This window comes from Pseudomonas sp. BF-R-19 (assembly GCF_019956445.1).
GTDB lineage: Bacteria > Pseudomonadota > Gammaproteobacteria > Pseudomonadales > Pseudomonadaceae > Aquipseudomonas > Aquipseudomonas fluorescens_BH.
In genome coordinates, this window is the sequence record NZ_JAHBDN010000037.1 from 54,683 (window position 1) to 80,604 (window position 25,922).

The 25,922-nt window shown below is 60.0% G+C and carries 26 protein-coding genes; 11 read left to right on the top strand and 15 right to left on the bottom strand.

Translation table 11 applies throughout. From position 1 onward, the window contains the following. Positions 1-48: 48 nt before the first annotated feature. From KGB28_RS06390 to KGB28_RS06400, 3 genes are all read left to right on the top strand, one after another. Positions 49-351: a hypothetical protein gene (locus KGB28_RS06390; protein WP_223443546.1), complete on the top strand. Its 303-nt coding sequence runs from the start codon at positions 49-51 to the stop codon at positions 349-351. Positions 352-436: 85 nt separating this feature from the next. Continuing rightward, positions 437-985 (top strand): hypothetical protein, encoded by a 549-nt coding sequence (locus KGB28_RS06395; protein WP_223443549.1) that lies wholly within the window; start codon positions 437-439, stop codon positions 983-985. Positions 986-1,094: 109 nt separating this feature from the next. After that, positions 1,095-1,739, top strand: coding sequence for a dual specificity protein phosphatase family protein (locus KGB28_RS06400; protein ID WP_223443551.1), 645 nt, complete (start codon positions 1,095-1,097; stop codon positions 1,737-1,739). A 40-nt stretch (positions 1,740-1,779) separates the two neighbouring features. On the opposite strand, the gene KGB28_RS06405 is transcribed toward KGB28_RS06400, so the two are convergent. Both KGB28_RS06405 and prlC read right to left on the bottom strand, forming a co-directional pair. Beyond that, positions 1,780-2,067, bottom strand: coding sequence for a YheV family putative zinc ribbon protein (locus KGB28_RS06405; protein ID WP_223443553.1), 288 nt, complete (start codon positions 2,065-2,067; stop codon positions 1,780-1,782). Beyond that, entirely contained in the window at positions 2,064-4,115 is a 2,052-nt protein-coding gene (gene prlC / locus KGB28_RS06410; RefSeq protein ID WP_223443556.1) for an oligopeptidase A, read from the bottom strand. The genes KGB28_RS06405 and prlC overlap by 4 nt, the downstream gene beginning before the upstream one ends. Before the next feature lie 88 nt (positions 4,116-4,203). Between prlC and KGB28_RS06415 the strand changes: the two genes are divergently transcribed. Together KGB28_RS06415 and KGB28_RS06420 are read left to right on the top strand one after the other, a co-directional pair. Beyond that, entirely contained in the window at positions 4,204-4,749 is a 546-nt protein-coding gene (locus KGB28_RS06415; RefSeq protein WP_223443559.1) for a gamma carbonic anhydrase family protein, read from the top strand. 26 nt (positions 4,750-4,775) lie between these two features. Then, positions 4,776-5,426, top strand: a complete 651-nt coding sequence (locus KGB28_RS06420) for an HAD family hydrolase (protein ID WP_223443561.1) — start codon at positions 4,776-4,778, stop codon at positions 5,424-5,426. Positions 5,427-5,552: 126 nt separating this feature from the next. Here the strand turns inward: KGB28_RS06420 and KGB28_RS06425 are convergent, their stop codons facing one another. From KGB28_RS06425 to KGB28_RS06465, 9 genes are all read right to left on the bottom strand, one after another. Beyond that, positions 5,553-6,176, bottom strand: a complete 624-nt coding sequence (locus KGB28_RS06425; protein ID WP_223443564.1) for an ABC-type transport auxiliary lipoprotein family protein — start codon at positions 6,174-6,176, stop codon at positions 5,553-5,555. Further along, positions 6,173-7,111 (bottom strand): MlaD family protein, encoded by a 939-nt coding sequence (locus KGB28_RS06430; RefSeq protein ID WP_150753748.1) that lies wholly within the window; start codon positions 7,109-7,111, stop codon positions 6,173-6,175. The genes KGB28_RS06425 and KGB28_RS06430 overlap by 4 nt, the downstream gene beginning before the upstream one ends. 1 nt (position 7,112) lies before the next feature. After that, complete coding sequence (locus tag KGB28_RS06435; protein ID WP_223443567.1) at positions 7,113-7,919, bottom strand: ABC transporter ATP-binding protein; 807 nt, start codon at positions 7,917-7,919, stop codon at positions 7,113-7,115. Next, positions 7,913-9,061 (bottom strand): ABC transporter permease, encoded by a 1,149-nt coding sequence (locus tag KGB28_RS06440; protein ID WP_150728147.1) that lies wholly within the window; start codon positions 9,059-9,061, stop codon positions 7,913-7,915. The genes KGB28_RS06435 and KGB28_RS06440 overlap by 7 nt, the downstream gene beginning before the upstream one ends. A 54-nt stretch (positions 9,062-9,115) precedes the next feature. After that, positions 9,116-10,144 (bottom strand): DUF5924 family protein, encoded by a 1,029-nt coding sequence (locus KGB28_RS06445; protein WP_223443568.1) that lies wholly within the window; start codon positions 10,142-10,144, stop codon positions 9,116-9,118. Positions 10,145-10,285: 141 nt separating this feature from the next. Beyond that, on the bottom strand, positions 10,286-11,662 hold the full coding sequence (locus KGB28_RS06450; protein ID WP_223443570.1) for a M16 family metallopeptidase: 1,377 nt from the start codon (positions 11,660-11,662) through the stop codon (positions 10,286-10,288). A 56-nt stretch (positions 11,663-11,718) separates the two neighbouring features. Further along, positions 11,719-13,377: a Na/Pi cotransporter family protein gene (locus tag KGB28_RS06455; protein ID WP_223443572.1), complete on the bottom strand. Its 1,659-nt coding sequence runs from the start codon at positions 13,375-13,377 to the stop codon at positions 11,719-11,721. Between the two features lie 287 nt (positions 13,378-13,664). Further along, positions 13,665-14,432, bottom strand: a complete 768-nt coding sequence (locus tag KGB28_RS06460; protein ID WP_095943007.1) for a TerC family protein — start codon at positions 14,430-14,432, stop codon at positions 13,665-13,667. 85 nt (positions 14,433-14,517) lie between these two features. Next, on the bottom strand, positions 14,518-15,825 hold the full coding sequence (locus tag KGB28_RS06465) for a CitMHS family transporter (protein WP_008045759.1): 1,308 nt from the start codon (positions 15,823-15,825) through the stop codon (positions 14,518-14,520). 343 nt (positions 15,826-16,168) lie between these two features. On the opposite strand from KGB28_RS06465, the gene KGB28_RS06470 reads away from it, so the two are divergent. After that, on the top strand, positions 16,169-16,570 hold the full coding sequence (locus KGB28_RS06470) for a GFA family protein (RefSeq protein WP_223443573.1): 402 nt from the start codon (positions 16,169-16,171) through the stop codon (positions 16,568-16,570). Here KGB28_RS06470 and KGB28_RS06475 read toward each other — a convergent pair whose 3' ends face one another. Beyond that, entirely contained in the window at positions 16,571-16,897 is a 327-nt protein-coding gene (locus tag KGB28_RS06475; RefSeq protein WP_150753754.1) for a DOPA 4,5-dioxygenase family protein, read from the bottom strand. It abuts the gene before it with no gap. Between the two features lie 86 nt (positions 16,898-16,983). Between KGB28_RS06475 and KGB28_RS06480 the strand changes: the two genes are divergently transcribed. Next, entirely contained in the window at positions 16,984-17,646 is a 663-nt protein-coding gene (locus tag KGB28_RS06480; RefSeq protein WP_223443575.1) for an NAD(P)-dependent oxidoreductase, read from the top strand. On the opposite strand, the gene KGB28_RS06485 is transcribed toward KGB28_RS06480, so the two are convergent. Further along, on the bottom strand, positions 17,643-18,593 hold the full coding sequence (locus tag KGB28_RS06485; RefSeq protein WP_223443577.1) for a choline sulfate utilization transcriptional regulator: 951 nt from the start codon (positions 18,591-18,593) through the stop codon (positions 17,643-17,645). The genes KGB28_RS06480 and KGB28_RS06485 overlap by 4 nt on opposite strands. 114 nt (positions 18,594-18,707) lie before the next feature. On the opposite strand from KGB28_RS06485, the gene betC reads away from it, so the two are divergent. The 3 genes from betC to KGB28_RS06500 all read left to right on the top strand — a co-directional run bounded on the left by betC (position 18,708) and on the right by KGB28_RS06500 (position 22,871). Beyond that, positions 18,708-20,222 (top strand): choline-sulfatase, encoded by a 1,515-nt coding sequence (gene betC, locus KGB28_RS06490; RefSeq protein WP_223443579.1) that lies wholly within the window; start codon positions 18,708-18,710, stop codon positions 20,220-20,222. A gap of 16 nt (positions 20,223-20,238) precedes the next feature. Then, positions 20,239-21,159, top strand: coding sequence for a choline ABC transporter substrate-binding protein (choX, locus tag KGB28_RS06495; protein ID WP_223443581.1), 921 nt, complete (start codon positions 20,239-20,241; stop codon positions 21,157-21,159). Between the two features lie 143 nt (positions 21,160-21,302). Next, a complete protein-coding gene (locus KGB28_RS06500; protein WP_223443583.1) occupies positions 21,303-22,871 on the top strand; it encodes a SulP family inorganic anion transporter in 1,569 nt (522 codons plus the stop codon). Positions 22,872-22,988: 117 nt separating this feature from the next. On the opposite strand, the gene aroE is transcribed toward KGB28_RS06500, so the two are convergent. Further along, a complete protein-coding gene (aroE, locus tag KGB28_RS06505; protein WP_223443586.1) occupies positions 22,989-23,810 on the bottom strand; it encodes a shikimate dehydrogenase in 822 nt (273 codons plus the stop codon). A gap of 13 nt (positions 23,811-23,823) precedes the next feature. After that, positions 23,824-24,738, bottom strand: coding sequence for an oxygen-dependent coproporphyrinogen oxidase (gene hemF / locus KGB28_RS06510; protein ID WP_150728134.1), 915 nt, complete (start codon positions 24,736-24,738; stop codon positions 23,824-23,826). A gap of 163 nt (positions 24,739-24,901) precedes the next feature. Here hemF and KGB28_RS06515 point away from each other — a divergent pair, with 163 nt between their 5' ends. Further along, a complete protein-coding gene (locus KGB28_RS06515; protein WP_223443589.1) occupies positions 24,902-25,879 on the top strand; it encodes an NADPH:quinone reductase in 978 nt (325 codons plus the stop codon). The last annotated feature ends 43 nt before the right edge of the window (positions 25,880-25,922 follow it).

The following is a 25,922-nucleotide window of genomic DNA, read 5'->3' on the forward strand; positions in this document are numbered from 1 at the left end:
GCCAGACAAGCAACATCCTCTTCAGCGATCAAATAAAAGGATTTATTTATGTCTTTCTTTAATCAGCGCGGCATCTTTCTGCAACTCATGCAACCGAGTCCTTCGGAGCCCAACACACTAGTTTCGCTACAACTGGCTCGAAAAGAGTTAAGTTGGGATGCGGAAAATAATGTTCAAATTGAAAATCTGGTCGACTCGGAGTTTTACACTGCTGTTTCCAAAGACAAGGGTAAATCGTTCAGCATCAGGTTCGTTGGCAAGGATGTCGATGGAGACGGAAACATCAGTGCCGACGACAAAGCCAAGTTACAGGCGCTGGCAAAGGCTTATGCCAGTATCGTCAATCCCTGAGCCCTGACTTTCCAATCACTGGAAAGCGCTATGCCGAATGCATGCGGGCTCCCGCATGCATTCCAGACATCCACGAGGATAAAAAATGTCCACACCCATAAAAACCGGTGCTTATCTACAACAAATAGAAACGCCGGAAGATGTGCAGGTAGTTATCAGGCTAATAAGGGCAGGCGAGTATCCGAACAAAACAATGGAGCAGTTCGCTGATGTTCTCGCAAGCGCTCCCTCCATGACACTCCATATAAAAGACGACGGCAAGACTTCAACGCTCGATTTTGATCCATGGTCCGATATCAATGTGATTCCAGACAATAGCATCGACGAAAAGGACATTGCCGCCCTTACACAACTTGCACTCGCTTTTTATCATCAACAAATAATTGCTCCAGAGGGCATAGCGTATCTTTATCGTCTTCCCGCTGAACCACCCGAGCGTCGAGTAGATGTTGAGGTATTCGACATTGATGAAGAGGATCACCAACTGTATAGCCTCGGTGTGTACGAGACCAAATCTGCGGATTCCGGCTCGCCTTTTAAAGGTAGTGAGCGCAACCCTGAAACTGGACAGGTGTTTGACTATGGGACCGCACTGAACGAGTTGCTCAAAGCATTCATCAAACTGAAACTGTAACCTGAGCGCGGACTTCACGATTCTTTGACGGTCCGCTCACAGGCCTTTGACCGTGCATGACTGATCCTTGCCACCATCTTCCCGTCCCTTTCTGAACGGTCGCTCAAGCATGCCTTTACCACGTTTTTTATCTGCAATATGCCTGTCGCTGGTCGCACTCGTTAACCTGACATCGGCACTTGCTGACGACAGTGTGATGCAGCGTCCGGCAGACTGGGCCCAACCGGTCGAGAAGCAATACAACCTCTTTCAAATGTCGCCAACCCTCTATCGCAGTGCCTTGCCGGACAACGGGGCAGTGCCGCTGCTGGAGAAACTCAAGGTCGGGACGGTAATCAACTTCTTGCCTGAAGCGGACTCCAGTTGGTTGTCCACGCCAGGAATCACGCAAGTACAACTGCCTTATCGCACCAACCATGTGGATGACGCCGATGTGCTCAAGGCCTTGCGTGCCATCAAGGCTGCCGAAGCCAAAGGCCCGGTGTTGATGCATTGCAAACACGGTTCCGACCGTACCGGCCTGATGGCAGCCATGTACCGGGTTGTCATCCAGGGCTGGACCAAGGAGGAGGCCCTGAACGAAATGACCCAGGGCGACTTTGGCGACAGCACCCACTTCAAGGACGGCATTCGCTACATGATGCAGGCCGACGTGGAAAAACTGCGCACGGCCCTGGCCAATGGCGATTGCAGCACCAGCCCGTTCGCCGCGTGTTCAATGAAGAGCTGGTTCAAGTCCGCTCACATCGAATAAAAAAGCCCCCGCTGTATTGCGCAACGGGGGCTTTTTTCACTCAGTTTTGTTCGTCAGGCTTTTTCTTCAGTTTCGGATTCGGGAAGAACTGAACCGCCTGAACCTTGGTGTCGGCAGGTTTGAGTGCGCTGGTATTAACCCGCGTACCCAACTCCTTGGGCACCGACAGCCCTTGCTCATTGAGTGTGTCGGAGTAACCGCAGGCCACGCACTCGCGGTGCGGGACCTGGTCTTCATTCCACATCATCAATTTGTCCGGCTCGCTGCATGCCGGGCAGACCGCCCCGGCGATAAAGCGCTTTTTCGTAATCACAGGTCCCTCACTCATGCTGCCGCGTCCTCACTCAGGCCGCTGTGGCGCAAGAGTGCGTCAATTGATGGCTCACGACCACGGAAGTCGACGAACAGCACCATCGGTTCCTGGGAACCGCCACGGGCCAGGATTGCTTCGCGGAAGGCGCGACCGGTGTCGGCGTTGAGCACGCCTTCTTCTTCGAACTTCGAAAACGCATCGGCGGACAGCACTTCAGCCCATTTGTAGCTGTAGTAACCCGCGGCGTAACCGCCAGCGAAGATGTGCGCAAAGCTGTTGGGGAAGCGGTTGTAAGCCGGTGGACGCATCACCGAAACCTCGTCGCGCACGCCTTCGAGCACTTGCAGCACGCTACGGCCGTCACCGTGGGTGGCGTGCAGTTCGAAGTCGAACAGCGAGAACTCCAGTTGGCGAACCATCATCAGGCCGGACTGGAAGTTTTTCGCCGCGAGCATTTTCCCGAGCAGATCCTGAGGCAGCGGCTCGCCGGATTCATAATGACCGGAAATCAGCGCCAGGCCTTCCGGCTCCCAGCACCAGTTTTCCATGAACTGGCTCGGCAGCTCGACCGCATCCCAGGCCACGCCGTTGATGCCGGACACGCCAGCATGCTCGACGCGGGTCAGCAGGTGATGCAGGCCGTGACCAAACTCGTGGAACAGGGTGGTGACTTCGTCATGGGTCAGCAGCGCAGGCTTGCCGCTGTCGGCCGGGGTGAAGTTGCACACCAGGTTGGCCACCGGGCTTTGCAATACACCGCCAGCGGTGCGACGACGGTCGCGTGCGCCATCCATCCACGCACCTCCACGCTTGTTGGCGCGGGCGTAGAGATCAAAGAAGAAGCGACCGACATGCTGGCCGTTTTCCTTGATTTCAAACAGGCGGACATCCGGGTGCCAGGTGTCGAAGCCTTTGAGCTCGGCAATCTCGATGCCGTACAGGCGCTGGACGATGGCGAACAGGCCACTGAGCACCTTGTCGATCGGGAAGTAGGCGCGCAGGGCTTCCTGGGCCACGCTGTAGCGTTGTTCACGGAGTTTTTCGCCGTAAAAACCGCTGTCCCAGCTTTGCAGGTCCGGGCAGCCTTGTTCGGCGGCGTAAGCCTTGAGCTGCTCCAGATCCTGGGCAGCGAACGGCTTGCTGCGCTTGGCCAGGTCGCGCAGGAAACTCAGCACCTGATCGCTGGACTCTGCCATTTTGGTCGCCAGGCTCAGCTCGGAGAAACTACTGAACCCCAGCAGCTTGGCCAGTTCCTGACGCAGGTCGAGGATTTCTTCCATGACCGGGCTGTTATCGTTCTGGCCGGCATTCGGCCCCTGGTCCGACGCACGGGTGCAGTACGCGGCGTAGACTTCTTCACGCAGTGCGCGGTCCTGGGCGTAGGTCATCACCGCGTAATAACTCGGGAATTCCAGGGTGATCAGCCAGCCATCCAGATCCTTGGCTTGAGCTGCGGCAGCCATTTGCGCCTTGGCCGAATCGGTCAGGCCGGCGAGGGCGGTTTCATCGGTGATGTGCTTGGTCCACGCCTGCGTGGCATCGAGCAACTGGTTGGAGAAACGGCTGCCCAACTCGGACAGCTTGCTCTGCACTTCGGCGTAACGCTTCTGTTCGGCTTCCGACAAGTCGATACCCGACAGACGGAAGTCACGCAGGGAGTGTTCCAGGATAGTTTTCTGCGCCACGTCGAATTCGGCAGCTTCCGGACTGCTGGCCAGGGCTTCGAAAGCCTGGAACAGTTCGCGGTTCTGACCCAATTCGGTGGAGTAGGCGCTCAGGGCCGGCAGGCACGACTCGTAGGCTTCACGCAGTTCGGCGCTGTTGCACACGGCGTTGAGGTGGCTGACCGGGCTCCAGGCGGCACCCAGGCGGTCATTGAGTTCGTCCATCGCCAGCACCAGGCCAGCCCACGTTGGCTGTTTCACCTGGGTCTTGAGGATCTCGACGATGGCGGCACGGTTGTCAGCCAGGATCTGTTCAATGGCCGGTTGTACGTGTTCAGCGCGGATGGCGGAGAACGGCGGCAGGTCATAGGACTGCAAAAGAGGGTTGTTCACGCTCACGGTTGATACCTTGGCTGGAGAAACATGCAGCCATCTTAATTACAATCGACGTTCACCGCAGCTATCAGCAACAGAGAGAAACCCTATCGTGAACCTTCGCAAGTATCAGAACCACACGCCGCTGCTGGGTAAAGGCGCTTTTGTCGATGGCTCGGCGGTGGTGATCGGCGACGTTGAAATTGGCGAAGACAGCTCGGTCTGGCCGCTGACAGTGATTCGTGGCGACATGCACCGCATCCGCATCGGCGCGCGCACCAGCGTGCAGGATGGCTGCGTGTTGCACATCACCCACGCCGGGCCGTTCAACCCGGACGGCTATCCGTTGCTGATCGGCGATGACGTGACCATCGCCCACAAGGTCATGCTGCATGGTTGTTCGGTAGGCAGCCGGGTATTGATCGGCATGGGCAGCATCGTCATGGACGGCGCGGTGGTCGACAATGATGTGATCATCGGTGCCGGCAGCCTGGTGCCGCCGGGCAAGCATCTGCAAAGCGGCTTCCTGTATGTGGGCAGCCCGGTGAAGCAGATCCGCCCGCTGACTGACAAGGAACGCGCCTTTTTCACCTACAGCGCGGCGAACTACGTGAAGCTCAAGGACCTGCATCTGGCCGAAGGCTACGACCAGCTTTGACCCGGCCCCCTTATTCAGGATTCGACATGCATTACCAAACCGTTTTGTTCGACCTCGATGGCACCCTCACCGACCCGCGCGAGGGCATCACCCGTTCGATCCAGTTCGCCTTGGGCAAACTGGGTATCGATGAGCCGGACCTGGCGAAACTCGAACACTTCATCGGCCCGCCGCTGTTGCAGGCGTTCATGCAGTTCTACGACTTCGATGAAGCCAGGGCCTGGCAGGCTGTGAATTTCTATCGCGAGCGCTTCAAGGTCACCGGTCTTTACGAAAACCGCGTATTCGATGGTGTCGCGCCGCTGCTGGAAAGCCTGAGCGGACAAGGGCGGCAGCTATACATCGCTACCTCGAAACCGTGGGTGTTCGCCCGGGAAATCGCCCGGCATTTCGACTTTGCCAAACACTTCAAGGTGATTTACGGCAGCGAACTGGACGGCACCCGGACCAACAAGGTCGAGCTGATCGCTCACCTGATGGCCGAAGAAAACCTGGACCCGGCCAACACCTTGATGATCGGCGACCGCAAGCACGATCTGATCGGCGCGCGCAGCAATGGCCTGGACGCGGCGGCGGTGGGTTACGGGTTCGGCAGCCATGAAGAGTTGAGCGCCGAAGCGCCGGCGTATCACTTTGAAACGCTGGCTGAGTTGCATCAGGCGTTTTTGCAGCGCTGACAGGATCGACACAAATCAACTGTGGGAGCGAGCTTGCTCGCGATAGCGGTGTGTCAGGCACATTGATTGTGAATGTGCCTCAGTCATCGCGAGCAAGCTCGCTCCCACAGGGGATTGCGCAGGATTTCAAGGTCTGGGCGGCGGCGCCAGCCTCTGTCCTTGCTCAACCGCCCAGCTCACCACCTGCGTGGTCAACTGATCGTTCGCCTGACCGAACCCGACCACCACCGCCGGGACCTGCACATCGCTGAGTGACTGGCGCACTTCAAAGCGGCGGCTGGCGAGGATGCGCTGGTCATAACTGCGCACCAGCAATGCGTCCAGACGCACGACCACGTTGGCATTCGTGCCCTGGTATTCAGTCTGGAACGCCTGCAGGCTGCCGCCCAATTCAAGATCGGTCTGGAAAATGCTGTCATCGGTGCTCAACAGCGGCACCCGTCCATCATGCTGGAAACCTTCCAGCAAGCGATTGCGCACCAGCACCGGCGCCGGGTCGCTCCAGCGTGAGCCCTTGTAGTGGCTGATCACATCGCCCTGGGGAATCACTGCAATGTTCGGACTGTTCAACGCTTCGCTGGACTGGAATTTACTCAGGCGCAGCGACCAGCGCTGCGGCGTGCCATGGCTGGCCGATGCGCTCTGGGCCGACGGCAATCGATAGACCTCGAAGGGCTCGGGCTTGGGCAGTATCGAGCACGAGCTGATCAGCGTGAAGCCAGCGAGGAGGGCAATCCGAATCAGCTTCATGGCGTGAATTCCTTGGTCTTTTCACTACCCAGCAGGTAACCGCTGGGGTTGGCTTCCAGGCGTGTGGTAATGGTGCGCAACGAACTCAGGGTTTCGCGCATCTCACGCACGGCCGGGCCCAGGCCATTGAGACCTTGCATGCCGCTGTTGAGCGAGTCCTGATTGGCGGTGATCAATTTGTTGAGGGTGGCGCTGCTCTCCTGCAGCGACTTCATCGCCTGCTCGGCGCTGCCTAGCGCCTCCTTGCCATGATCATTGAGCAGTCCGTTGGCATTGCGCATCAGCGCCGTGGTCTGCTCCAGCATGGTGTTGGCCTGCTTGCCCACCGAGGCCAGCTGATGCATGGCCTGACGGATATCGCCGCGCTGCTCGGCAATGGCCCCGGTGGTTTGCTCCAGGTGCTCCAGGGTGTTGCTGATGCGCTCGATGTTTTCCGTGGAGAACATCAGGTTGACGTTATGCATCAGCGTGGTCACCCCGGCCATCAGGTTTTCGCTGTCATTGAGCAGGCGGGCGATGGGCGAGGGCGAGGCGACGATGGTCGGCAGGTTGCCGTCCTTGCCCTTGAGCGTCGGGCTCTGTGGCGTACCGCCGCTGAGCTGAATGATCGAGGTCCCGGTGACGCCGGTCAGGGCCAGTTTGGCCTGGGTGTCTTCCTTGACCGGGGTATCGCCGGCCAGGCGAATTCGCGCCAGCACCCGACGCGGGTCTTTCGGGTCCAGCCGCAGCAAGATCACATCGCCGACCTTGATCCCGCTGTACTGCACCGAACTGCCCTTGGACAAGCCGCTGACCGCCTCGTTGAACACGACTTCGTAGTCCTTGAACTCGGTGTCGACACTGGACTTGGCCAGCCACAGGCCGAACAGCAACGCGGCCGTCACCACAATCACGGTGAACAGGCCGATCAATACATGATGGGCTCGGGTTTCCATGTCAGACCTCTTTGAGCTGTTGGGCGGCTGTCAATGCCGCGCGGCCGCGGGGGCCATGGAAGTATTCGTGAATCCACGCATCGTCGGTTTCCGAGACCTTGTCGATGGCGTCCGCCACCAGCACTTTTTTCTGCGCCAGCACCGCCACCCGGTCGGTGATGGTGTAGAGCGTGTCGAGGTCGTGGGTCACCAGAAAGACACTCAGGCCCAAAGCATCGCGCAGAGTCAGGATCAATTGGTCGAACGCGGCGGCACCGATCGGGTCGAGACCGGCGGTGGGCTCGTCGAGAAACAGGATGTCCGGGTCCAGCGCCAACGCTCGGGCCAGTGCGGCACGCTTGATCATGCCGCCGGACAGCGACGAGGGGTATTTCTCTGCCGCCGACAGCGGCAACCCGGCCAGGGCCATTTTCACCGCCGCCAGGTGCTCAGCGTCGTTGCGGCTCAAGCCGGCGTGTTCGATCAGCGGCAGGGCGACGTTCTCGGTCACGGTCAGCGAAGAGAACAACGCGCCTTTCTGGAACAGCACACCGAATCGCCGCTCCACCAGCGAACGCTCGTGTTCGGACAAGGTCGGCAGGTTTTTCCCGAAGACTTTCACCACGCCTTCACTGGGCTGGCGCAACCCGACAATGCTGCGCAACAGCACCGACTTGCCGCTGCCGGAGCCGCCGACCACGGCGAGGATCTCACCTTTGTACAAGTCCAGGTCGAGGTTCTCGTGCACGCTCTGGCGGCCAAAGCGGTTGCACAGCCCACGGACTTCAATCACCGCCTCGGAGGGCGCTCGGGGGACACGACTCACCATCCCATCTCCATGAAAAACATCGCGGCTATCGCATCCATCACGATCACCACGAAAATCGACTGCACCACACTCGACGTTGTGTGTGCGCCCACAGACTCAGCGCTGCCACTGACCTTGAAGCCTTCCAGGCAACCGATGGCGGCGATGAGGAAGGCGAACACCGGCGCTTTGACGATCCCCACCAGAAAGTGCTGAACGCCGATGTCCGTTTGCAGCAGCGACAGGAACATCGCCGGCGAGATATCCAGCGCCACCGCGCAGACCACGGCACCGCCGATAATCCCCGACAGCATCGCCAGGAAGGTCAGCATCGGCAGGGCGATCAGCAACGCCAGGACCCGCGGCACCACCAGCAACTCCACGGGATCGAGGCCCAAGGTGCGGATGGCGTCGATTTCCTCGTTGGCCTTCATCGAACCGATTTGCGCCGTGAACGCACTGGCGGTGCGCCCGGCCATCAGGATCGCGGTCAGCAACACACCGAATTCACGCAGGAAGGCAAACCCCACCAGGTCCACGGTAAAGACAGTGGCGCCGAAAGTGGCCAGCACCGTCGACCCGAGGAACGCCACCACGGCGCCCACCAGAAAAGTCAGCAATGCAACGATGGGGGCGGCGTCGAGACCGGTCTGTTCGATGTGGGCGATCATCGGCGTGACGCGCCAGCGCTTGGGACGGAACAGGCCACGGGCGATGGTTTCGATGATCAGGCCGACGAAACCCAGCAGTTGCAGGGTGTCCTGCCAGACGGCGTCCACCGCGCGGCCAATGCGGGTCAGTAACTGAATGGAAACGCTGACTTCCGGTTCCTTGATCGGTACGCAGAAATCGGTCAACGAGCAGTAGACGGTTTGCAGCAATGCACGATCGGCAGCGGAGAGTGTGCAATCAGGATGTTCGGCGGAGCGGCCGAGGCGCTCGGAGCCGAGCAGCTCGACCAACAGCGAGGCGCCGGCGGTGTCGAGGGCGCCCAGTCCATTGAGGTCGATGGGGGTGTTGGCGTCGTACTGGCCGTGGAGTTTTTCGCTCAACAGCTTGAGGTCAGCGTAATGGGCAAGCGTCCAGTCGCCCGTCACCCGCAACCGCGCAGGGGTAATCGACGTGTCCAATCGGGCATTGCCGGCCATTGTGCTGCTGATCATAAGCTCCGTGCTTGTTCAGTGATTACGCAGCTTTACGTAATAGCACGAACCGGATTACTTTTCTTTGATCGCTGTGCTGTCCGTGACTTTGAAGCGCAGCACGCCGATGACCTGGCCATCTTCGGTCAGCACCCGAACCTGCCATTTGCCGGCCGGGTTGCCCGGGAAGTTCTGCTTGTGGGTCCAGGCCCGGTAACCTTCCTTGCGCCCGCCACGAATATCCAGGGGGATGCGGTCGACCTCTTTACCGTTGAATTTCCAGACGTGATAAATCCGCTCGTCCAGGCCACGCGGGGCGTTGATCGCGGTGTACGCGTAGAGCCCGCCATTGCGAATCTGCTCGGCGCTGACTTCGTCGAGGCTGGCGCCAGGCGTGCGGTCTTGCATCTGCGTGCTGATGGCCACATCGGTCATCCACAGCGTCGCCGGCGGCACCCACGAGCGCAGCGCCCAACCAATGGCGCCGATGCCCAGGGTGATACTCAAGATCGCCAGCGCATTGCGCAGGGTACGAATCGGGAAGATCGACGCCAGGCTCGGGAACGACAACAGCACCGAGATACCCAGTGCCCATTTGAAACTTTGCGCGGTGGTCAGGTGCATGATCACCGGCAACGCAGTGAGCAGCGCGGCGAACAGGGTCAGGGTGTGCAAGGCCAGAAACGCCCAGCGCCGTGGAGCCAGCCATTTGTAGTAGAGCGGGTCGATGATCGAAATCAGCGCCGCGACGCCCAGCAGCCCGGTGAAAAACAACTGGCCGCTGTTCCACGTCGTGGTGATGAAGAAGAACGGCAGGACAAAGAACAGGCTTTCCTGGTGGATCATCTGCGTTGCGTAACGCAGCAAGGGTTCCGGGATTTCTCGCTTGAAGATGCGCGTGAACAGCTTTGTCAGACTGTTTTCCAGCATCAGCCAGATCCAGCTGATCAGCATGATGGTGGTGATCCAGCTCGCCAGGCCTTGCTGGCGATCGACCAGAATGAAACTGCCAACCCCGGAGATGAACCCACAGAGCGCAATGACCCCAGGGTAGCGCTTCATCAATTCGAGGATGCGCTGTACGAAAAGGGTCAGGTTTTGCATTCGGCGGTTTCACAGTCGTCGTAGGAAAAAACCTCGACAGGGTACCGCTGGTGCGGCGCTGTGGCGAGGGTTCACGGTCAGTTACACCACGCTTCCACAGGGAACCGGCAAGGCCTCTCAGTCCGTTGTCACATGGAATGGTTACTTCCTGCGCTGCAAACGCCAGCCCACCAGCATCAACACGATCAAACCCACCCCACCGACCACCGCCCACATCACTTGGTCATAACTGAACAACGGCTTCTCGATCCGCAAATACCCCGGTTGCAGGAGCAATTCACGCACGGCCTTGTTCGCTTCTTCCAGCGTCACTTCTTGCAGCTCCCGGGCCGGGTTGGCGAAGTGGCCATCTTCGTAGTTGCCAATGGCGCTCCAGTAGTAGTCGGCCAACGCGCTGTTGCCTTGTACGGCCCAGGCCTGGCGGGCGATCGCGGCCTGCTTGAGGCGGTTGAAGGTGTCGGCATTGAGGCCGTCCTTGAGCAGTCCGGCCTTCAAGTCATCGAGCACGTGCTCGGCATCGAGCACGTCGTCGCGTTCCAGGTCGGCATTGAGGCTCATGAAACCCACGCCGCCGAACACCTCGCGTTCCGCCCACGGGCCGTAGGACAAACCGTGAGCCAGGCGCAGCTGGCGATAGAGCGCCCAATCCAGATAGTTCTTGAGCAAATCGAAGGTTTCGTCGTGTTGGTCCTCCAGTACCGGCTCCGGCACCAGCCAGTGCAACTTGGCGCCGTTGCCGACCAGACCGCGGGCCAGGGTGCGCTCATGGGCGGCGCTGGCCTGGATTTGCGGCAGCGGCGGATGCTCGCCAGGGGGGATCGCTTCCAGCGCGCCATACGCCCGCTCCAGATAAGCCGGCAGCAACTTGTCGAGATCGCCGACCACGATCAGGGTCATGTTGTTCGGCGCGTACCAGTCCTTGCGCACGCGCTCCAGTTGCTCATGGGTCAGGTCATCGACTTGCGCACGCTCCGGGCACTTGAGGCCCAGCTCCACGGCCAGTTGGTTGCTGGCCGTGTGGCCGAGGTCCTGACGATCGAGCCAGCGCTGCAGGTGCGAGTAGTGGCCGCCGTCTTCACGCTCGACCACTTGCTTGGCCGCGTTGATGGCGTTGTCGTCAAAACGGGTCTGGGTCAGCAGTGCCAGCAGCAGGTCGAGCACCTTGCGCTGGTTTTTCGCAGGGGCTTCGATGACGAAAGTCGTATCGGCATTGCTGGTGAACGCGTTCCACTCACCGCCCAGAGCTTGCATGCGTTCTTCCAGGCCACCTTCGCCGCTGGCGTCGATGCCGCTGAACAGCAGGTGTTCCAGCAGATGCGGCAACTCCTTTTCTTCGCATTTGAAATCGTCCAGGCCAACGCCGACCACCAGCCGGATCGCCACATGCCCGCGGTCGGTGCCGGGTTTGAGCAACAACTGCAAACCATTGCGCAGGGTGTAGCCCTCGACCTGGAAGCGATCCAGGGCAAATGACGGGAATGAACCAAGCAACAGGCAGGCGAACAACAGACAACGCATAACGGGTTTCCATACGACTAGCGTAAGTTCTACAGACTTCAGGCAATTGTGAATGTTCAGGGTGAATGAGTGATGTCGCTCAAATCGTCGACCACCAGCGCACCGGTGTCCGATGTTTCCAGCACCACGTAGGCACTGCTGCAAAACAGCGAATTCAGACGCTTCATGTCGGCGATCAGCTCCAGATGCAACGAACTGGTTTCGATACTTTGCACGATTTTACGTTGCAAGCGGCTGACATGAGCGTGGGCCAGACGCCGTTCCTGTGCGCGGAAACGACGTTTTTCACGCACCAGCTGGCGGGCACTTTCCGGGTCGCCACTGAGAAACACCGACATCCCGAGCCGCAGGCTGGAAATCAACTGCGCATGCAGCCCGGTCAATTCGTCCAGCCCGACTTCGGAAAACGACCGGCGCTGCGAGGTTTTCTGCTGCTGAATCTTGCGCAGCATGCGTTCGATCAAGTCGCTGGCGAGTTTCAGGTTGATCGCCAGTTCGATGATTTCCGCCCAGCGCCGGCTGTCCTGATCGCTGAGATCTTCCCGGGGCATTTGCGCCAGATACAACTTGATCGCACTGTAGAGCGCTTCCACATCGTCGGTCAGGCGGCGGATTTCCTGGGTGACGGCGGTCTGTTTGCCGCGCAACACGTCGAGCATGGCTTCGAGCATGTTGTCGATCAGGTCGCCCATGCGCAGGGTTTCCCGGGCTGCGTTGGCCAGCGCCAAACCGGGCGTGACCAATGCCGTGGGGTCAAGATGCCGGGGCTTGGCCGTGCCGTTGGCCTGCTGGCGCTCCGGCAGCACCCAGGCACAAAACCTCGCCATCGGTTCGAGGCTGGGCAGCAGGATCAGGCAGCGCACGGTGTTGTAGAGCAGGTGAAAGCCAATGACCATTTCCTGAGGGCTGAAATCCAGGCCATCGAGCCAGTGCACCAGCGGATCGAGCACCGGAATGATCAATAAAAGACCAATCAGTTTGTACAGCAGGCTGCCAAGCGCCACTTGGCGCCCGGCGGCGTTCTGCATGCTGGTGCTGAGGAAGGCGAGTACACCGCTGCCGATATTGGCGCCGATCACCAGCCCGATGGCCACCGGCAGACTGATCACGTTGGCACCCGCCAGGGTCGCGGTCAGCAGCACAGCGGCCAGGCTGGAATAAGAAATCATCGCGAACAGCGCACCGACCAGGGCGTCGAGCAGGATGTCGCCGGTGAGCGAGGCAAAAATCACCTTCACCCCTTTGGCGTGGGTAATCGGATGCGCCGCTTCGACAATCAGTTGCAGCGCCAGAATGATCAGCCCCAAGCCAATGGCGACACGACCCATCTGCCCGAGTCGGGTCTGCTTGCGCGACAGAAAGAAAATCACCCCGACAAAAATCAGCAACGGCGACAGCCACGACAGATCGAACGTCAGCACCCGCGCCATCAGCGCCGTACCGACGTCCGCGCCAAGCATGGTGGCCAGCGCCGGGGTCAGCGTCATCAGGCCCTGGCCGACAAAGGAGGTGACGAGCATGGCGGTGGCGTTGCTGCTCTGGACCATCGCTGTCACGGCGATCCCGGAGGCGAAAGCCAGCCAGCGTTTGGACATGTTGTGGCCAATGACATGGCGCAGATTGGTGCCGTAGACCCGCAGGATGCCGGTTCGGACGATGTGCGTGCCCCAGATCAGCAGGGCCACGGCAGAAAGTAAATTGAGCAGGGTGAGCATAAAGACCCCCTGTGGTGTAGCGCCCCAAAGGAGCAAGTTGACGGTACCGCGCGACGTTCTACGTTCTGTACTTAAGCTGTAGTTGGCTAACGGTCTGTGCGCCAGCATCGCATAGCCAAAGAAGGGATTGAAACAAAACTGTCATGAAATCCCGTTCATGCAATCAGCCAAAAACAATGTGGGAGCGGGCTTGCTCGCGAAAGCGGTGTACCAGGCAACATTGATGTTGACTGACACTCCGCTTTCGCGAGCAAGCCCGCTCCCACAGGGTGTTGCGTATTACCGGGTTACTGGCCCGGAATGTCCTTGCGCAGCTTTACCGGATCCTGCTGTTTTTTCTTTTTCGCGATGGCGGTGCGCATCCTGATGTTGATCGCTTCCACCGCCAGCGAGAACGCCATGGCGAAGTAGACGTAGCCTTTTGGCACGTGCACGTCCAGGGATTCGGCAATCAGCACCGTACCGACGATCAACAGGAACGACAACGCCAGCATCTTCAGCGATGGGTGCTTGTCGATGAACTCACTGATGGTGCCGGATGCCCACATCATCACCAGCACCGCCACAATGATCGCCGCGACCATGACCGGTACGTGGGAGACCATGCCGACTGCGGTGATCACCGAGTCCAGGGAGAACACGATGTCGATGATCGCGATCTGGACGATGGTGTAGAGGAAGTTGCCGCCCTTGCCCGAAGGTTCGTCGTTGCTTTCATCTTCACCTTCCAGCGCGTGGTACATCTCTTGCGAGCTTTTCCACAGCAGGAACAGACCACCGAAGAACAGGATCAGATCGCGTCCGGAAATACCCTGGCCGAATACTACGAACAGGTCCGCCGTCAGGCGCATGACCCAGGTGATCGACAGCAGAAGCAGGATTCGCGTGATCATGGCCAGCGCCAGACCGAAAATCCGGGTGCGCGCCTGCATGTGTTTGGGCATGCGGCTGACCAGGATCGAAATCATGATGATGTTATCGATGCCCAGGACGATTTCCAGGGCGGTCAGGGTGAAGAAGGCAACCCAGATTTCAGGGTTGGTCAGCCATTCCATGTGTATTCCTTTGAGCGATTGTTAAACCACAAAGGGCCCGGGCTTCAAACAGCGAAGCCTGGACCCGAAGTGGTGAGTCTTGGGCTTATAGAGTGCTGAACACCGGGAAAGTCCCCAACAGCAGCGCAGCAATCAGTATGCAGATACAAACCAGCACTGCCCACTTGAGAGTGAAGCGCTGGTGGTCACCGAAATCGATGCCGGCCAGGGCCACCAACAGGTAGGTCGATGGAACCAGCGGGCTCAACAGGTGGACGGGCTGACCGACGATCGAGGCACGTGCCATTTCCACCGCGGTTATACCGTAATGGCTGGCGGCCTCGGCAAGTACCGGTAACACGCCGTAATAAAATGCATCGTTCGACATGAAGAAAGTGAACGGCATGCTTACCAGCGCCGTGATCACAGCCAGGTACGGGCCGAGGAAATCCGGAATCACCGCCAACAGGCTTTTCGACATGGCGTCGACCATCCCGGTGCCGGTCAGGATACCGGTGAAGATACCGGCCGCAAAGATCAACCCGACCACCGCCAGCACGCTACCGGCGTGAGCCGCGACACGATCCTTCTGTTGTTGCAGGCAAGGATAGTTGACGATCATGGCGATACTGAACGCCACCATGAACAGTACCGGCAAAGGCAGCAGGCCGGCGATCAGGGTGCACATCAGGGCCAGGGTCAGGGCGCCGTTGAACCAGATCAGCTTCGGACGACGGGCATCCGGGAACTGCGAAACGCTGATTTCACTGTGGTCGATTTCATCGCCCACCAGGTGCAGTTCACCCAGGCGTGCACGTTCACGCTTGCCGTAGAAGTAGGCAATGACCAGGATCGCCACCACACCGGCCAGCATCGCGGGAATCATCGGTACGAAGATGTCGGACGGATCCACATGCAGCGCACTGGCCGCACGGGCGGTAGGGCCACCCCACGGGGTCATGTTCATTACGCCACCGGCGAGGATGATCAGGCCGGCCATGATCCGCGGGCTCATGCCGATACGGCTGTAGAGCGGCAGCATGGCGGCCACGCAGATCATGTAAGTGGTCGCGCCGTCACCATCGAGGGAAACGACGAGCGCCAGTACGGCGGTTCCGACCGAAACTTTCAGCGGGTCGCCCTTGACCAGTTTGAGGATCTTGCGCACGGCCGGGTCGAACAGGCCGGAGTCGATCATCAGGGCGAAGTACAAGATAGCGAACATCAGCATCACGCCGGTCGGCGCAAGCTTGGTGATGCCCTCGAGCATCATCGGGCCTATCTTCGGCGAAAAACCGCCGAAAAGGGCAAATATGATTGGAATGATGATCAGGGCGATCAGCGCGGACAGGCGCTTGGTCATGATCAGGAACATGAACGTGATGACCATGGCGAAGCCAAGGAAAGTCAGCATGGGAATACTCCAGGCGTAGCGCGGCTAGGGAATGGGCGGATCGGGCGGGATCAGCGCAGAACGGGAAGCACGAGACGTACGGGCGGAGTTGCAGCGAAGCGGCGGGTAGAAGAGGACATCAGAATCACCATTGTTGTTGTTAAATGGGCTGTGCGAGCGATAAAACGCTGGCATTGGCCAACCGGTCTGTTGCCGGCAGTGGGGGCGATCCTAATCGGGGAAGCTTTCAGCCAGCTTTCGAGAATGAAAGCGTTGACCGGAAGTACAACCGGTCGTCGGACTGGGGCAGGGAGGTGAACCGAGTTACGGCCTTCGTCGGTAACTACGCATCAGGAGGAATGCCATGAACAAAATTCACACCGGCGGCTGCCACTGCGGGCAGTTGCGCTATCAATTCAGCGGGCCGCTGCACGATATCGCCCACTGCCATTGCGCGATTTGCCGACGGGTCAGCGGCGGCATCGTGACCACCTGGATCACCGTGCCGGCATCGGCCTTTCAATGGCTGGCCGGGACACCGTCGCGGTACGATTCTTCATCGACCTGCGCGCGATATTTCTGCGGCCACTGTGGGGCGCAAACGGCGCTGGTGACGCAGCTGAGCCCGGAAAGCATCGACCTGACCATCGCCACCCTCGACCATCCCGAGCAAGCACCGGCCGAGCGGCACATCTGGACCGACAGCCGCTTGCCATGGCTGCACCTGGACGAACATTTGCCGGGCGAGACCGAAGAAACACTCTGATCAAAAAACAGTCAGGTCCAGCGGACGAATAGCGCCCATCCAGATCGCGTGCTCGGTGTGGTCGAGCAGATCGTCGCCGGTGTCCGGGTGCAGAAACACCACCAGCCCCTTGCGGTTGAGCGCCAGCCACGGCAGCACGTCGCCCAGCACCTGCGGCTCGAACGCCAACTGGCAGCTCCAGTCCGGGTGCGGGCCGACCGGGCGCTCGTGCACACGGCCCATTTTCAGTGGAAACAATTGCGCAGCCTGTTCACACAAGGCCCGCGCCTGCCCGATCGTGCTGGCATCGAAATAAACGTGGGCGTGGTAACCCGTGATCTGCTGCATCTGAACCCCTCTGAAAACTGTTCGAACCCTCGCCGGTTCCTGCGGGTCAAACATCATATAGGCGCTGGAAAACAGGAAGCCCAGCCATGAAAAATGCCGAAACCCCCGTCGTGAAAGTGGTGCTTTATGGTGCCATGAGTAGCCTGGGCAGTGCGCTGATGGCTGAAATGCTGCGGCGCCAGCATGAAGTGATCGCGATTCTCGATGACCTCAATGCGCTGACACCCCGTCCGGGGCTGCGCACCAAGACTGGCGACCTGTTCGACGCGCAACGGGTCAAGCAGAGTGTGGCCGGCAGTTCCGTGGTCATCTGCTTACTGGACGCTCCAGGTTTGCCGTTCAACAGCGAACACGTGGAAAAAACCATCGTGCCCGGCCCGGTCGAACAGGTGCTGGCAGTGGATGCGCTGATCGATGGCATGCAGGCAGCAAACATCGCCCGATTGTTTCTGGTGGGTGATTTCGACGTGCTGGACGATCCGGAAGCCGAGGACAGCTTGCAACGTCACGCCGCCGAGGAAATCCGCGAGGCACTGCAAAGCAGTCCTTTGAAGTGGACGCTGGTTAACGAACCGCGCGGGGTAGCGGGGCTGACCATCGAACATTTTGCCCAGATCGGTGGCAACCTCGAGCCGGGGCTGGCCGAACCGCTCGGACGGCTGGCCCGCACTGCCGTGGGCATTGCCGATGAATTGCACTTGAACCTGCACATCCGAGAGCACGTCAACTTCATCGCCACCGACAGCTAAACCGCAATGGACGGCAGCGTCAGGCCGTTGAGCGATTGCGCACTGCTGGCCTGTTCGGCCATCAACCAATCCACAAACTGCTGGATCAATGCTCCACGTCGTTTGCGCTGGGGCAGAACCACGTAGTAACCCAGCCTCGACATCACCGTTTCACCGATCGGTCGACACAACAACCCTTGCGCCAGCAAGTTATCCACAAGGTGCCGCCAACCAATAGCCACGCCCTGGCCGCCAATCGCGGCCTGAATCAACAAAGTGTAATTGTCGAAGCGCAACTGCCCGGGCGCCGGGGGCGAGGTGATGCCCAGCTCGCGGAACACACCACTCCAGTCGAACCAGTTACTGCTGTGTTCCCCACGCAGGTGCAGCAACGGAAACTCCAGCAATGCCTGGGCCGGCAAGGGCAGTGGACGCTCGCTCAACAACTGCGGGCTGCACACCGGAAACACTTCTTCGCTGAACAGCCAATGGCTCTCACCCTGTTTGAAGCGGCCGTCGCCGAACAGTACCGCCACATCGATATCGGTACGTAGCATGTTATGGCTGCGTTCACTGGTGACCAGACTGACATCCACCTGCGGATTGGCCGCGTGAAAGCGGTGCAGACGCGGCATCAACCAATAGGCGGCGAAGGCAAAATCCGTGGCCACCTGCAGCACTTCATGCTGTTGCTGTGCGCTGATTGCGCTCAATCCTGCGTCGATATTCTGCAATCCGAGCTGAACCTGCTCGAAAAGAATCTGCCCAGCCTCAGTCAGTTCGATTCCACGATAAATGCGGTCGAACAGGCGTGTCGCCAGTTGTTCTTCCAGGCGCTTGATCTGCTGGCTGATGGCCGGTTGCGTGGTGCCCAGCTCAACCGCCGCCGCGGTAAAGCTGCGCTGACGGGCCGCCGATTCGAAGGCGCGAAGCAGATCCAGTGACAGGTCACCAAGGGCGTCATACATAAGCTGTACTTATCCTAGTCATTGCCGTGCATGGGCTTTACCGCAAGGTGCTGGGGTTTCATTCTCGAAGCCAGCACTCTCGCATAAACATCCACTATGGAATGCCGCGATCACATGAAGCGCAAGAACATTCTTTTCATCATGGCCGATCAAATGGCCGCGCCAATGTTGCCGTTCTACGGCCCATCGCCCATCAAACTGCCTCATCTCAGCCGCCTCGCCGCACAAGGCGTGGTGTTCGACTCGGCTTATTGCAACAGCCCATTGTGCGCGCCGTCGCGTTTCACCCTGGTCAGCGGCCAGTTGCCGAGCAAGATCGGCGCCTACGACAACGCCGCCGATTTCCCCGCCGACGTGCCGACCTACGCCCACTACCTGCGCCGCCTCGGCTACCGCACCGCCCTGTCGGGCAAGATGCATTTCTGCGGCCCGGACCAGCTGCATGGCTACGAAGAACGCCTGACCAGTGACATCTATCCGGCTGACTATGGCTGGGCGGTGAACTGGGATGAACCGGACGTGCGCCCGACCTGGTATCACAACATGTCGTCGGTGCTGCAAGCCGGCCCGTGCGTGCGCACCAATCAGCTGGATTTTGACGAAGAGGTGGTGTTCAAGGCCCAGCAATACCTGTTCGACCATATCCGCGAGGATGGTGACCAGCCGTTCTGCCTGACCGTTTCGATGACTCACCCACACGATCCGTACACCATTCCCAAGGCTTTCTGGGATTTGTACGACGATGCCGACATTCCGCTGCCTACAACCCCGGCCCCGCATGCCCTCGATCCGCACTCGCAACGTCTGCTCAAGGTCTACGACCTGTGGGACAAACCGCTGCCTGTGGATAAGATCCGCGATGCCCGCCGTGCCTATTTCGGCGCATGCAGCTATATCGACAGCAACGTCGGCAAACTCCTGCAAACCCTCGAGGATACCGGGCTGATCGAGAACACCATCATCGTGTTTTCCGGTGATCACGGCGACATGCTCGGCGAGCGCGGCCTCTGGTACAAAATGCACTGGTATGAAATGGCCGCACGGGTGCCGTTGCTGATCAGCGCACCGGGGCAATTCGGCGCCAGCCGGGTCAGCGCCAGTGTTTCCACGGCGGACCTGTTGCCGACCTTCGTCGAACTGGCCGGCGGCTCGCTGGAACCGGGCTTGCCGCTGGACGGCCGCTCGCTGGTCCCGCACCTGCAAGGGCAGGGTGGCCACGACGAAGTGTTCGGCGAATACATGGCCGAAGGCACCGTCAGCCCGTTGATGATGATCCGCCGCGGTGCCTACAAGTTCATCTACAGCGAAGACGACCCTTGCCTACTCTTCGATGTACAGAATGACCCTCGCGAACTGGAGGAACTCAGCCATTCACCGCAACATCGCCAGCTGTTCGACGATTTTCTCGCCGAAGCGCGGGCCAAATGGAACATTCCGGCGATTCACCAGCAGGTGCTCGCCAGCCAGCGTCGCCGGCGCTTCGTGGCCGAGGCGCTGACCCTCGGCAAGCTGAAGAGCTGGGATCACCAGCCGCTGGTAGACGCCAGTCAGCAGTACATGCGCAACCACATCGACCTCGACGATCTGGAACGTAAAGCACGTTATCCACAACCCTGCCAAAACCAATAATGTTAAGGGGAAGTCCATGCAAAGGTTATCCACAGTACTGACGGTCGGGCTCCTGACTCTGGGCAGTGCATCGGCGTTTGCCGATCAGAGTTGCGAGACCGTGAAAATGGCCGACCCGGGCTGGAGCGACATCGCCGCGACCAATGCCATCACCGGGTTTCTGCTGGACGGCATGGGCTACAAGGCCAAGGTCGACACCCTCGCAGTACCGATCACCTTTGGCGGGCTCAAGGATGGCCAGGTCGATGTGTTCCTGGGTAACTGGATGCCGGCGCAGCAGGGTTTCTATGACAAGTTCGTCGCCAACGGCGATGTCACGCAACTGGCGAAGAACCTCGACGGCACCGAATTCACCCTCGCCGTTCCGGACTACGTGTGGGACGCGGGTGTGCATAACTTTGCCGACCTGAACAAATATGCCGACAAGTTCGACCACAAGATCTACGGCATCGGCTCCGGCGCCCCGGCTAATATCTCGCTGCAAGAAATCATCAAGAAAAACGATTTCGACATGGGCCAGTGGAAACTGGTCGAGTCCAGCGAGCAGGCAATGCTGGCGGAAGTGTCCCGTGCAGTGAAAAAACAGAAATTCGTGACCTTCCTCGGCTGGACCCCGCACCCGATGAACGTGCAGCTGAAAATGCACTATCTAAAGGGTGGCGAGAAATACTTCGGTGACACCGGCAGCGTGCATACCCTGACCCGCAAAGGTTATGCACAGGCCTGCCCGAACGTCGGCAAACTGCTGACCAACCTGAGCTTCACCCAGGACATGGAGAACAGCATCATGGCCGAGGTGGTGAACAAGAAAGTCAGCAATGCCGACGCGGCAAAGGCGTGGATCAAGGCCAACCCGGCGGTGCTGGACAAGTGGCTCGATGGGGTGAAGACCGTGGATGGCAAGGATGCGTTGCCGGCGGTCAAAGCCAAGCTTTAGAACCCATGTGGGAGCGGGCTTGCTCGCGAAGGGGCCATCAGATCCGGCATTTATGTCGACTGACACTACGCATTCGCGAGCAAGCCCGCTCCCACAGGTCATGTCCTGCTACCCTTGCGCAAAAACCCCACCCGAGAGGCCCCATGGCCCTGCCCAGCCGCCATTCACTCTTCCCTTTCCTCACCTGGCTACCCCGGCAAACCCGCGCCAGTGTCGGTCGTGACCTGATCGTTGGCCTCAGCGGTGCGATCCTCGCGTTGCCGCAATCCATTGCCTACGCACTGATTGCCGGCCTGCCTCCGGAATACGGCCTGTACGCGGCAATCATCCCGGTATTGATCGCTTGCCTGTGGGGTTCTTCGTGGCATTTGATCTGCGGTCCTACGGCAGCCATTTCCATTGTCCTGTACGCCAGCGTCAGTCCTCTGGCCGTTCCAGCGTCACAGGACTACGTCATGTTGATCCTGTTGCTGACGTTTCTTGCCGGCCTCTTTCAGTGGCTGCTGGGTTTGCTGCGGTTTGGCGCCCTGGTTAATTTCGTCTCTCACTCAGTGGTACTCGGCTTCACCCTGGGTGCCGCCGTGGTGATTGCCATCGGTCAATTGCCTAACCTGCTGGGGCTGGACTTGCCCAACCAGGCCACCGCGCTGGACAGTTTCATCACGTTGTTGCGCCATCTCGGCGAAATGGACAAACCTTCGCTGGCGCTGGGGCTGGCGACGGTGGTGGTGGGCGTGATCCTCAAGCTGTGGTTGCCACGCTGGCCGACGCTCTTGATCACCCTGATTCTCGGCGGTTTGCTGGTTTGGCTCTGGCCATCAATGTTCGGCCATGTGCAACTGGTCAGCGCCTTCACTGGCAAACTGCCGCCCTTCAGTCCGTTGCCGCTGGACCTCGATCTGATCCTGCGCCTGCTACCCAGCGCCGTGGCAGTGGGCATGCTCGGGCTGGTCACCAGCCTGTCGATTGCCCGCTCGATCTCCGCACGCTCTCAGCAATTACTCGACGCCAACCAGGAAGTCCGCGCCCAGGGCCTGTCGAACATCGTCGGTGCGTTTTTTTCCGGATCGCTGTCAGCCGGCTCTTTCACTCGCTCAGGCTTGAGCTATGAAGCGGGGGCCTGTTCGCCACTCGCGGGGATTTTTTCGGCATTGTGGGTCGCGTTGTTTGCGATCTTCGGCGCGAGCCTGATCGCGCACATCCCGATTCCAGCCATGGCCGGCAGCATTCTGTTGATCGCCTGGGGGCTGGTGGACCATCGCGGCATTCGCGCGTTGTTGCGGGTCAGCCGCGCCGAATTCGTGGTCATGGCGCTGACCTGCGTCGCCACGCTGCTGCTGGAATTGCAAACCGCGATCTACGCCGGCGTGTTGGCCTCGCTTTTTTTCTACCTCAAGCGCACATCGCAACCACGGGTGCAGCATGTGCGGGATGGCGAGGAAGACATTCTGCGGGTGGGCGGCTCGATCTTTTTCGGCGCCAGCCATTACCTGCAAGTGCGCCTGCAACGCATGCACGGCGCGCGCGTGGTGATCGAGGCGCAGCAGATCAACTTCATCGACTATTCAGGAGTGGAAATGCTGCATCAGGAGGCGCGACGGCTGCTTCGCCAGGACCGCAGCCTGACCTTGCGCCGAGCCCGGCCGCAGGTGGTGGAAGAGCTGAGGAAGCTGGAAGGGGCTGAGAAGTGCCCGATCCGGTTTGAAGACTGAAACACCGCTCTCTGTAGGAGCGAACGAGCTCGCGAAGGTCGTGAACGATTACGCGCAAAACCAGATGCCCAACAGCGCCCTCAGGTTTTTCGCGAGCAAGCTCGCTCCTACAGTAGGTTATATGGCCAACTGCCGGCGAAGTTCAGCCAACACCGGCGCCGTCTCCGGACGCACTCCGCGCCACAGGAAGAACGCCTCCGCCGCTTGCTCGGCCAGCATCCCCAAGCCATCCATCGCCACCGCCGCCCCGTGTTCGCTGGCCCAGCGGCAGAACGAAGTCGGTTCCTTGCCATACATCATGTCGTAGCACACCGTTTTGCCCGGTTCGATCAGGCTGGGCGCAATCGGCGGCACATCGCCGGTCAGGCTCGCCGACGTCGCGTTGATGATCAGGTCCACCGACTCCTGCAACCAGTCGTAGCCGCTGGCCGAGACCGGCCCCAGATCGCAGAACAGTTCCGCCAGCAACTCGGCCTTTTCCACCGTGCGGTTGGCGATGATCACCGATGCCGGCTGCTCGGCCAGCAACGGCTCCAAAGCACCGCGCACCGCGCCGCCGGCACCGAGCAGCAGGATGCGTTTGCCCTTGAGGCTGAACCCGGCGTTGACCGTCAGGTCGCGCACCAACCCGGCGCCGTCGGTGTTGTCGCCCAGCAGACTGCCGTCGGCCAGTTTGCTCAGGGTGTTCACCGCTCCCGCCCGTTGCGCCCGCGCCGTCAGGCTGTTCGCCAGCCGATAGGCTTCTTCCTTGAATGGCACCGTTACGTTGGCGCCGCGTCCCTCGAGGAAAAACGTCCGGGCACAGGTGGAAAAGTCGTCGAGTGGCGCCAGCAGCGTGTTGTAGTCCAGCTTTTGCGCGGTCTGCTCGGCGAACAGGCGATGGATCAACGGCGACTTGCTGTGGCCAATCGGATTACCGAATACGACATAACGGTCCATCAGTATTCCTCGTTCAGGCTTCGGCCAACCAATCGCGGTCTTGCAGGAAGTACTCGGTCAGGCGCGCTTCTTCGCTGCCAGGCGTAGCCTTCCAGTCGTAACCCCAGCGCACTTGCGGTGGCAGCGACATCAAGATCGACTCCGTACGCCCACCCGATTGCAGGCCGAACAGCGTGCCGCGGTCATAGACCAGGTTGAATTCAACGTAGCGGCCACGGCGGAATTCCTGGAACTCACGCTGCTGGGCGGTGAACGCATCGTTTTTGCGGCGCTGCACGATCGGCAGATAAGCGTCGATGTACGCGTCGCCGATGGCGCGCATGAAGGCGAAACTGGTGTCGAAGTCCCACTCGTTCAGGTCGTCGAAAAACAACCCGCCGATGCCACGCGGCTCGTGACGATGCTTGATGTGGAAGTAGCTATCGCACCAGGCCTTGTAACGCGGGTAAACATCCGGGCCGAATGGCGCACAGGCCTGCTCGGCGACGCGGTGCCAGTGGATGCAGTCTTCTTCGTTGCCGTAATACGGGGTCAGGTCGAAGCCGCCACCAAACCACCAGACCGGTTCTTCACCTTCTTTTTCAGCGATGAAAAAGCGCACGTTGGCGTGGGAAGTCGGCACATGGGGGTTGTGCGGGTGAATCACCAGCGACACGCCCAAGGCTTCGAAGCCACGGCCCGCCAGTTCCGGTCGATGAGCGCTGGCGGAGGGCGGGAGACCGCTGCCAAAGACATGGGAAAAGTTGACGCCACCCTTTTCAATCACCGCGCCGTTTTCAATCACACGGGTGCGACCGCCACCGCCGGCCGGCCTGGTCCAGGCGTCTTCGACGAATTGCGTGCCACCGTCTTCGGCTTCCAGGGCGGCGCAAATACGGTCTTGCAGGTCGAGCAGGTAGGCTTTTACGGCCTCGGTGCGGGTCGTCATGTCATCACCTTGAATCGGGCAAAACAACGCGGCGCTCCGTTGGAGCTCTGCCTGCGCAAATGGGCGCGTAGCATAACATCGCAAGTTACCCCTTCGCAGTTGACGAAGATCAAGCTTAGGAGTCCGATAGGGTGCTTGGTAAAACGACCTATGGAGAGTTCTGATGGCAAAGCGTATCCAGTTCCGCGCCCATGGCGGCCCCGAAGTACTCGAATATGTGGATTACCAACCCGCCGAGCCAGGTCCAAAGGAAGTGCGCGTGACCAACAAGGCCATCGGCCTGAACTTCATCGACACCTATTACCGCAGCGGCCTGTACCCGCCGCCGTCCCTGCCGTCGGGTGTCGGCTCAGAAGGTGCAGGCGTGGTCGAGGCGGTGGGCAGCGACGTGACCCGTTTCAAGATCGGCGAACGCGTGGCCTATGGCAGCGGCCCTCTGGGCGCCTACAGCGATGTTCACGTCTTGCCCGAGGCCAATCTGGTGAAACTGCCGGACGCCATCAGCTTCGAACAGGCCGCCGGCGTGATGCTCAAGGGCCTGACTGTGCAGTACCTGCTGCGTCAGACTTATGAACTCAAGGGTGGCGAAACCATCCTGTTCCATGCCGCAGCCGGTGGGGTCGGTTCCCTGGCCTGCCAATGGGCCAGAGCCTTGGGCGTCAAGTTGATCGGCACCGTCAGCTCGGCGGAGAAAGCCGCGCTGGCCAAGGCCAACGGTGCCTGGGCGACCATCGACTACAGCCACGAAAACGTCGCTCAGCGCGTGCTGGAATTGACCGATGGCAAAAAAGTCCCGGTGGTGTACGACGGCGTTGGCAAGGACACCTGGCTGACTTCACTCGACTGTGTCGCGCCGCGTGGGCTGGTGGTGAGTTTCGGCAATGCGTCCGGCGCGGTCGACGGTGTGAACCTGGGGATCCTGGCAGGGAAAGGCTCGCTGTACGTGACCCGGCCAACCCTGGGCACTTATGCGAACAACGCCGAGAACCTGCAACGCATGGCCGACGAGCTGTTCGAGATGATCATCGGCGGCAAGCTGACCGTGGACATCAGCCAGCGTTATCCACTGGCTGACGCGGCGAAGGCGCAGACCGAGTTGTCGGCGCGGCGCACGACGGGCTCGGTGGTGTTGTTGCCCTGAGATTTTCGCTGACTGTTAGGGCCTCTTCGCGAGCAAGCCCGCT

Excerpts from the sequence above, each read along its gene's own strand:
- KGB28_RS06390 (WP_223443546.1), top strand. The coding sequence starts at position 49 with ATGTCTTTCTTTAATCAGCGCGGCATCTTTCTGCAACTCATGCAACCG.
- KGB28_RS06395 (WP_223443549.1), top strand. The coding sequence starts at position 437 with ATGTCCACACCCATAAAAACCGGTGCTTATCTACAACAAATAGAAACG.
- KGB28_RS06400 (WP_223443551.1), top strand. The coding sequence starts at position 1,095 with ATGCCTTTACCACGTTTTTTATCTGCAATATGCCTGTCGCTGGTCGCA.
- KGB28_RS06405 (WP_223443553.1), bottom strand. The coding sequence starts at position 2,067 with ATGAGTGAGGGACCTGTGATTACGAAAAAGCGCTTTATCGCCGGGGCG.
- KGB28_RS06420 (WP_223443561.1), top strand. The coding sequence starts at position 4,776 with ATGCATTACCAAACCGTTTTGTTCGACCTCGATGGCACCCTCACCGAC.
- KGB28_RS06425 (WP_223443564.1), bottom strand. The coding sequence starts at position 6,176 with ATGAAGCTGATTCGGATTGCCCTCCTCGCTGGCTTCACGCTGATCAGC.
- KGB28_RS06430 (WP_150753748.1), bottom strand. The coding sequence starts at position 7,111 with ATGGAAACCCGAGCCCATCATGTATTGATCGGCCTGTTCACCGTGATT.
- KGB28_RS06435 (WP_223443567.1), bottom strand. The coding sequence starts at position 7,919 with ATGGTGAGTCGTGTCCCCCGAGCGCCCTCCGAGGCGGTGATTGAAGTC.
- KGB28_RS06440 (WP_150728147.1), bottom strand. The coding sequence starts at position 9,061 with ATGATCAGCAGCACAATGGCCGGCAATGCCCGATTGGACACGTCGATT.
- KGB28_RS06445 (WP_223443568.1), bottom strand. The coding sequence starts at position 10,144 with ATGCAAAACCTGACCCTTTTCGTACAGCGCATCCTCGAATTGATGAAG.
- KGB28_RS06450 (WP_223443570.1), bottom strand. The coding sequence starts at position 11,662 with ATGCGTTGTCTGTTGTTCGCCTGCCTGTTGCTTGGTTCATTCCCGTCA.
- KGB28_RS06455 (WP_223443572.1), bottom strand. The coding sequence starts at position 13,377 with ATGCTCACCCTGCTCAATTTACTTTCTGCCGTGGCCCTGCTGATCTGG.
- KGB28_RS06460 (WP_095943007.1), bottom strand. The coding sequence starts at position 14,432 with ATGGAATGGCTGACCAACCCTGAAATCTGGGTTGCCTTCTTCACCCTG.
- KGB28_RS06465 (WP_008045759.1), bottom strand. The coding sequence starts at position 15,825 with ATGCTGACTTTCCTTGGCTTCGCCATGGTCATCACGTTCATGTTCCTG.
- KGB28_RS06470 (WP_223443573.1), top strand. The coding sequence starts at position 16,169 with ATGAACAAAATTCACACCGGCGGCTGCCACTGCGGGCAGTTGCGCTAT.
- KGB28_RS06475 (WP_150753754.1), bottom strand. The coding sequence starts at position 16,897 with ATGCAGCAGATCACGGGTTACCACGCCCACGTTTATTTCGATGCCAGC.
- KGB28_RS06480 (WP_223443575.1), top strand. The coding sequence starts at position 16,984 with ATGAAAAATGCCGAAACCCCCGTCGTGAAAGTGGTGCTTTATGGTGCC.
- KGB28_RS06485 (WP_223443577.1), bottom strand. The coding sequence starts at position 18,593 with ATGTATGACGCCCTTGGTGACCTGTCACTGGATCTGCTTCGCGCCTTC.
- betC (WP_223443579.1), top strand. The coding sequence starts at position 18,708 with ATGAAGCGCAAGAACATTCTTTTCATCATGGCCGATCAAATGGCCGCG.
- choX (WP_223443581.1), top strand. The coding sequence starts at position 20,239 with ATGCAAAGGTTATCCACAGTACTGACGGTCGGGCTCCTGACTCTGGGC.
- KGB28_RS06500 (WP_223443583.1), top strand. The coding sequence starts at position 21,303 with ATGGCCCTGCCCAGCCGCCATTCACTCTTCCCTTTCCTCACCTGGCTA.
- aroE (WP_223443586.1), bottom strand. The coding sequence starts at position 23,810 with ATGGACCGTTATGTCGTATTCGGTAATCCGATTGGCCACAGCAAGTCG.
- hemF (WP_150728134.1), bottom strand. The coding sequence starts at position 24,738 with ATGACGACCCGCACCGAGGCCGTAAAAGCCTACCTGCTCGACCTGCAA.
- KGB28_RS06515 (WP_223443589.1), top strand. The coding sequence starts at position 24,902 with ATGGCAAAGCGTATCCAGTTCCGCGCCCATGGCGGCCCCGAAGTACTC.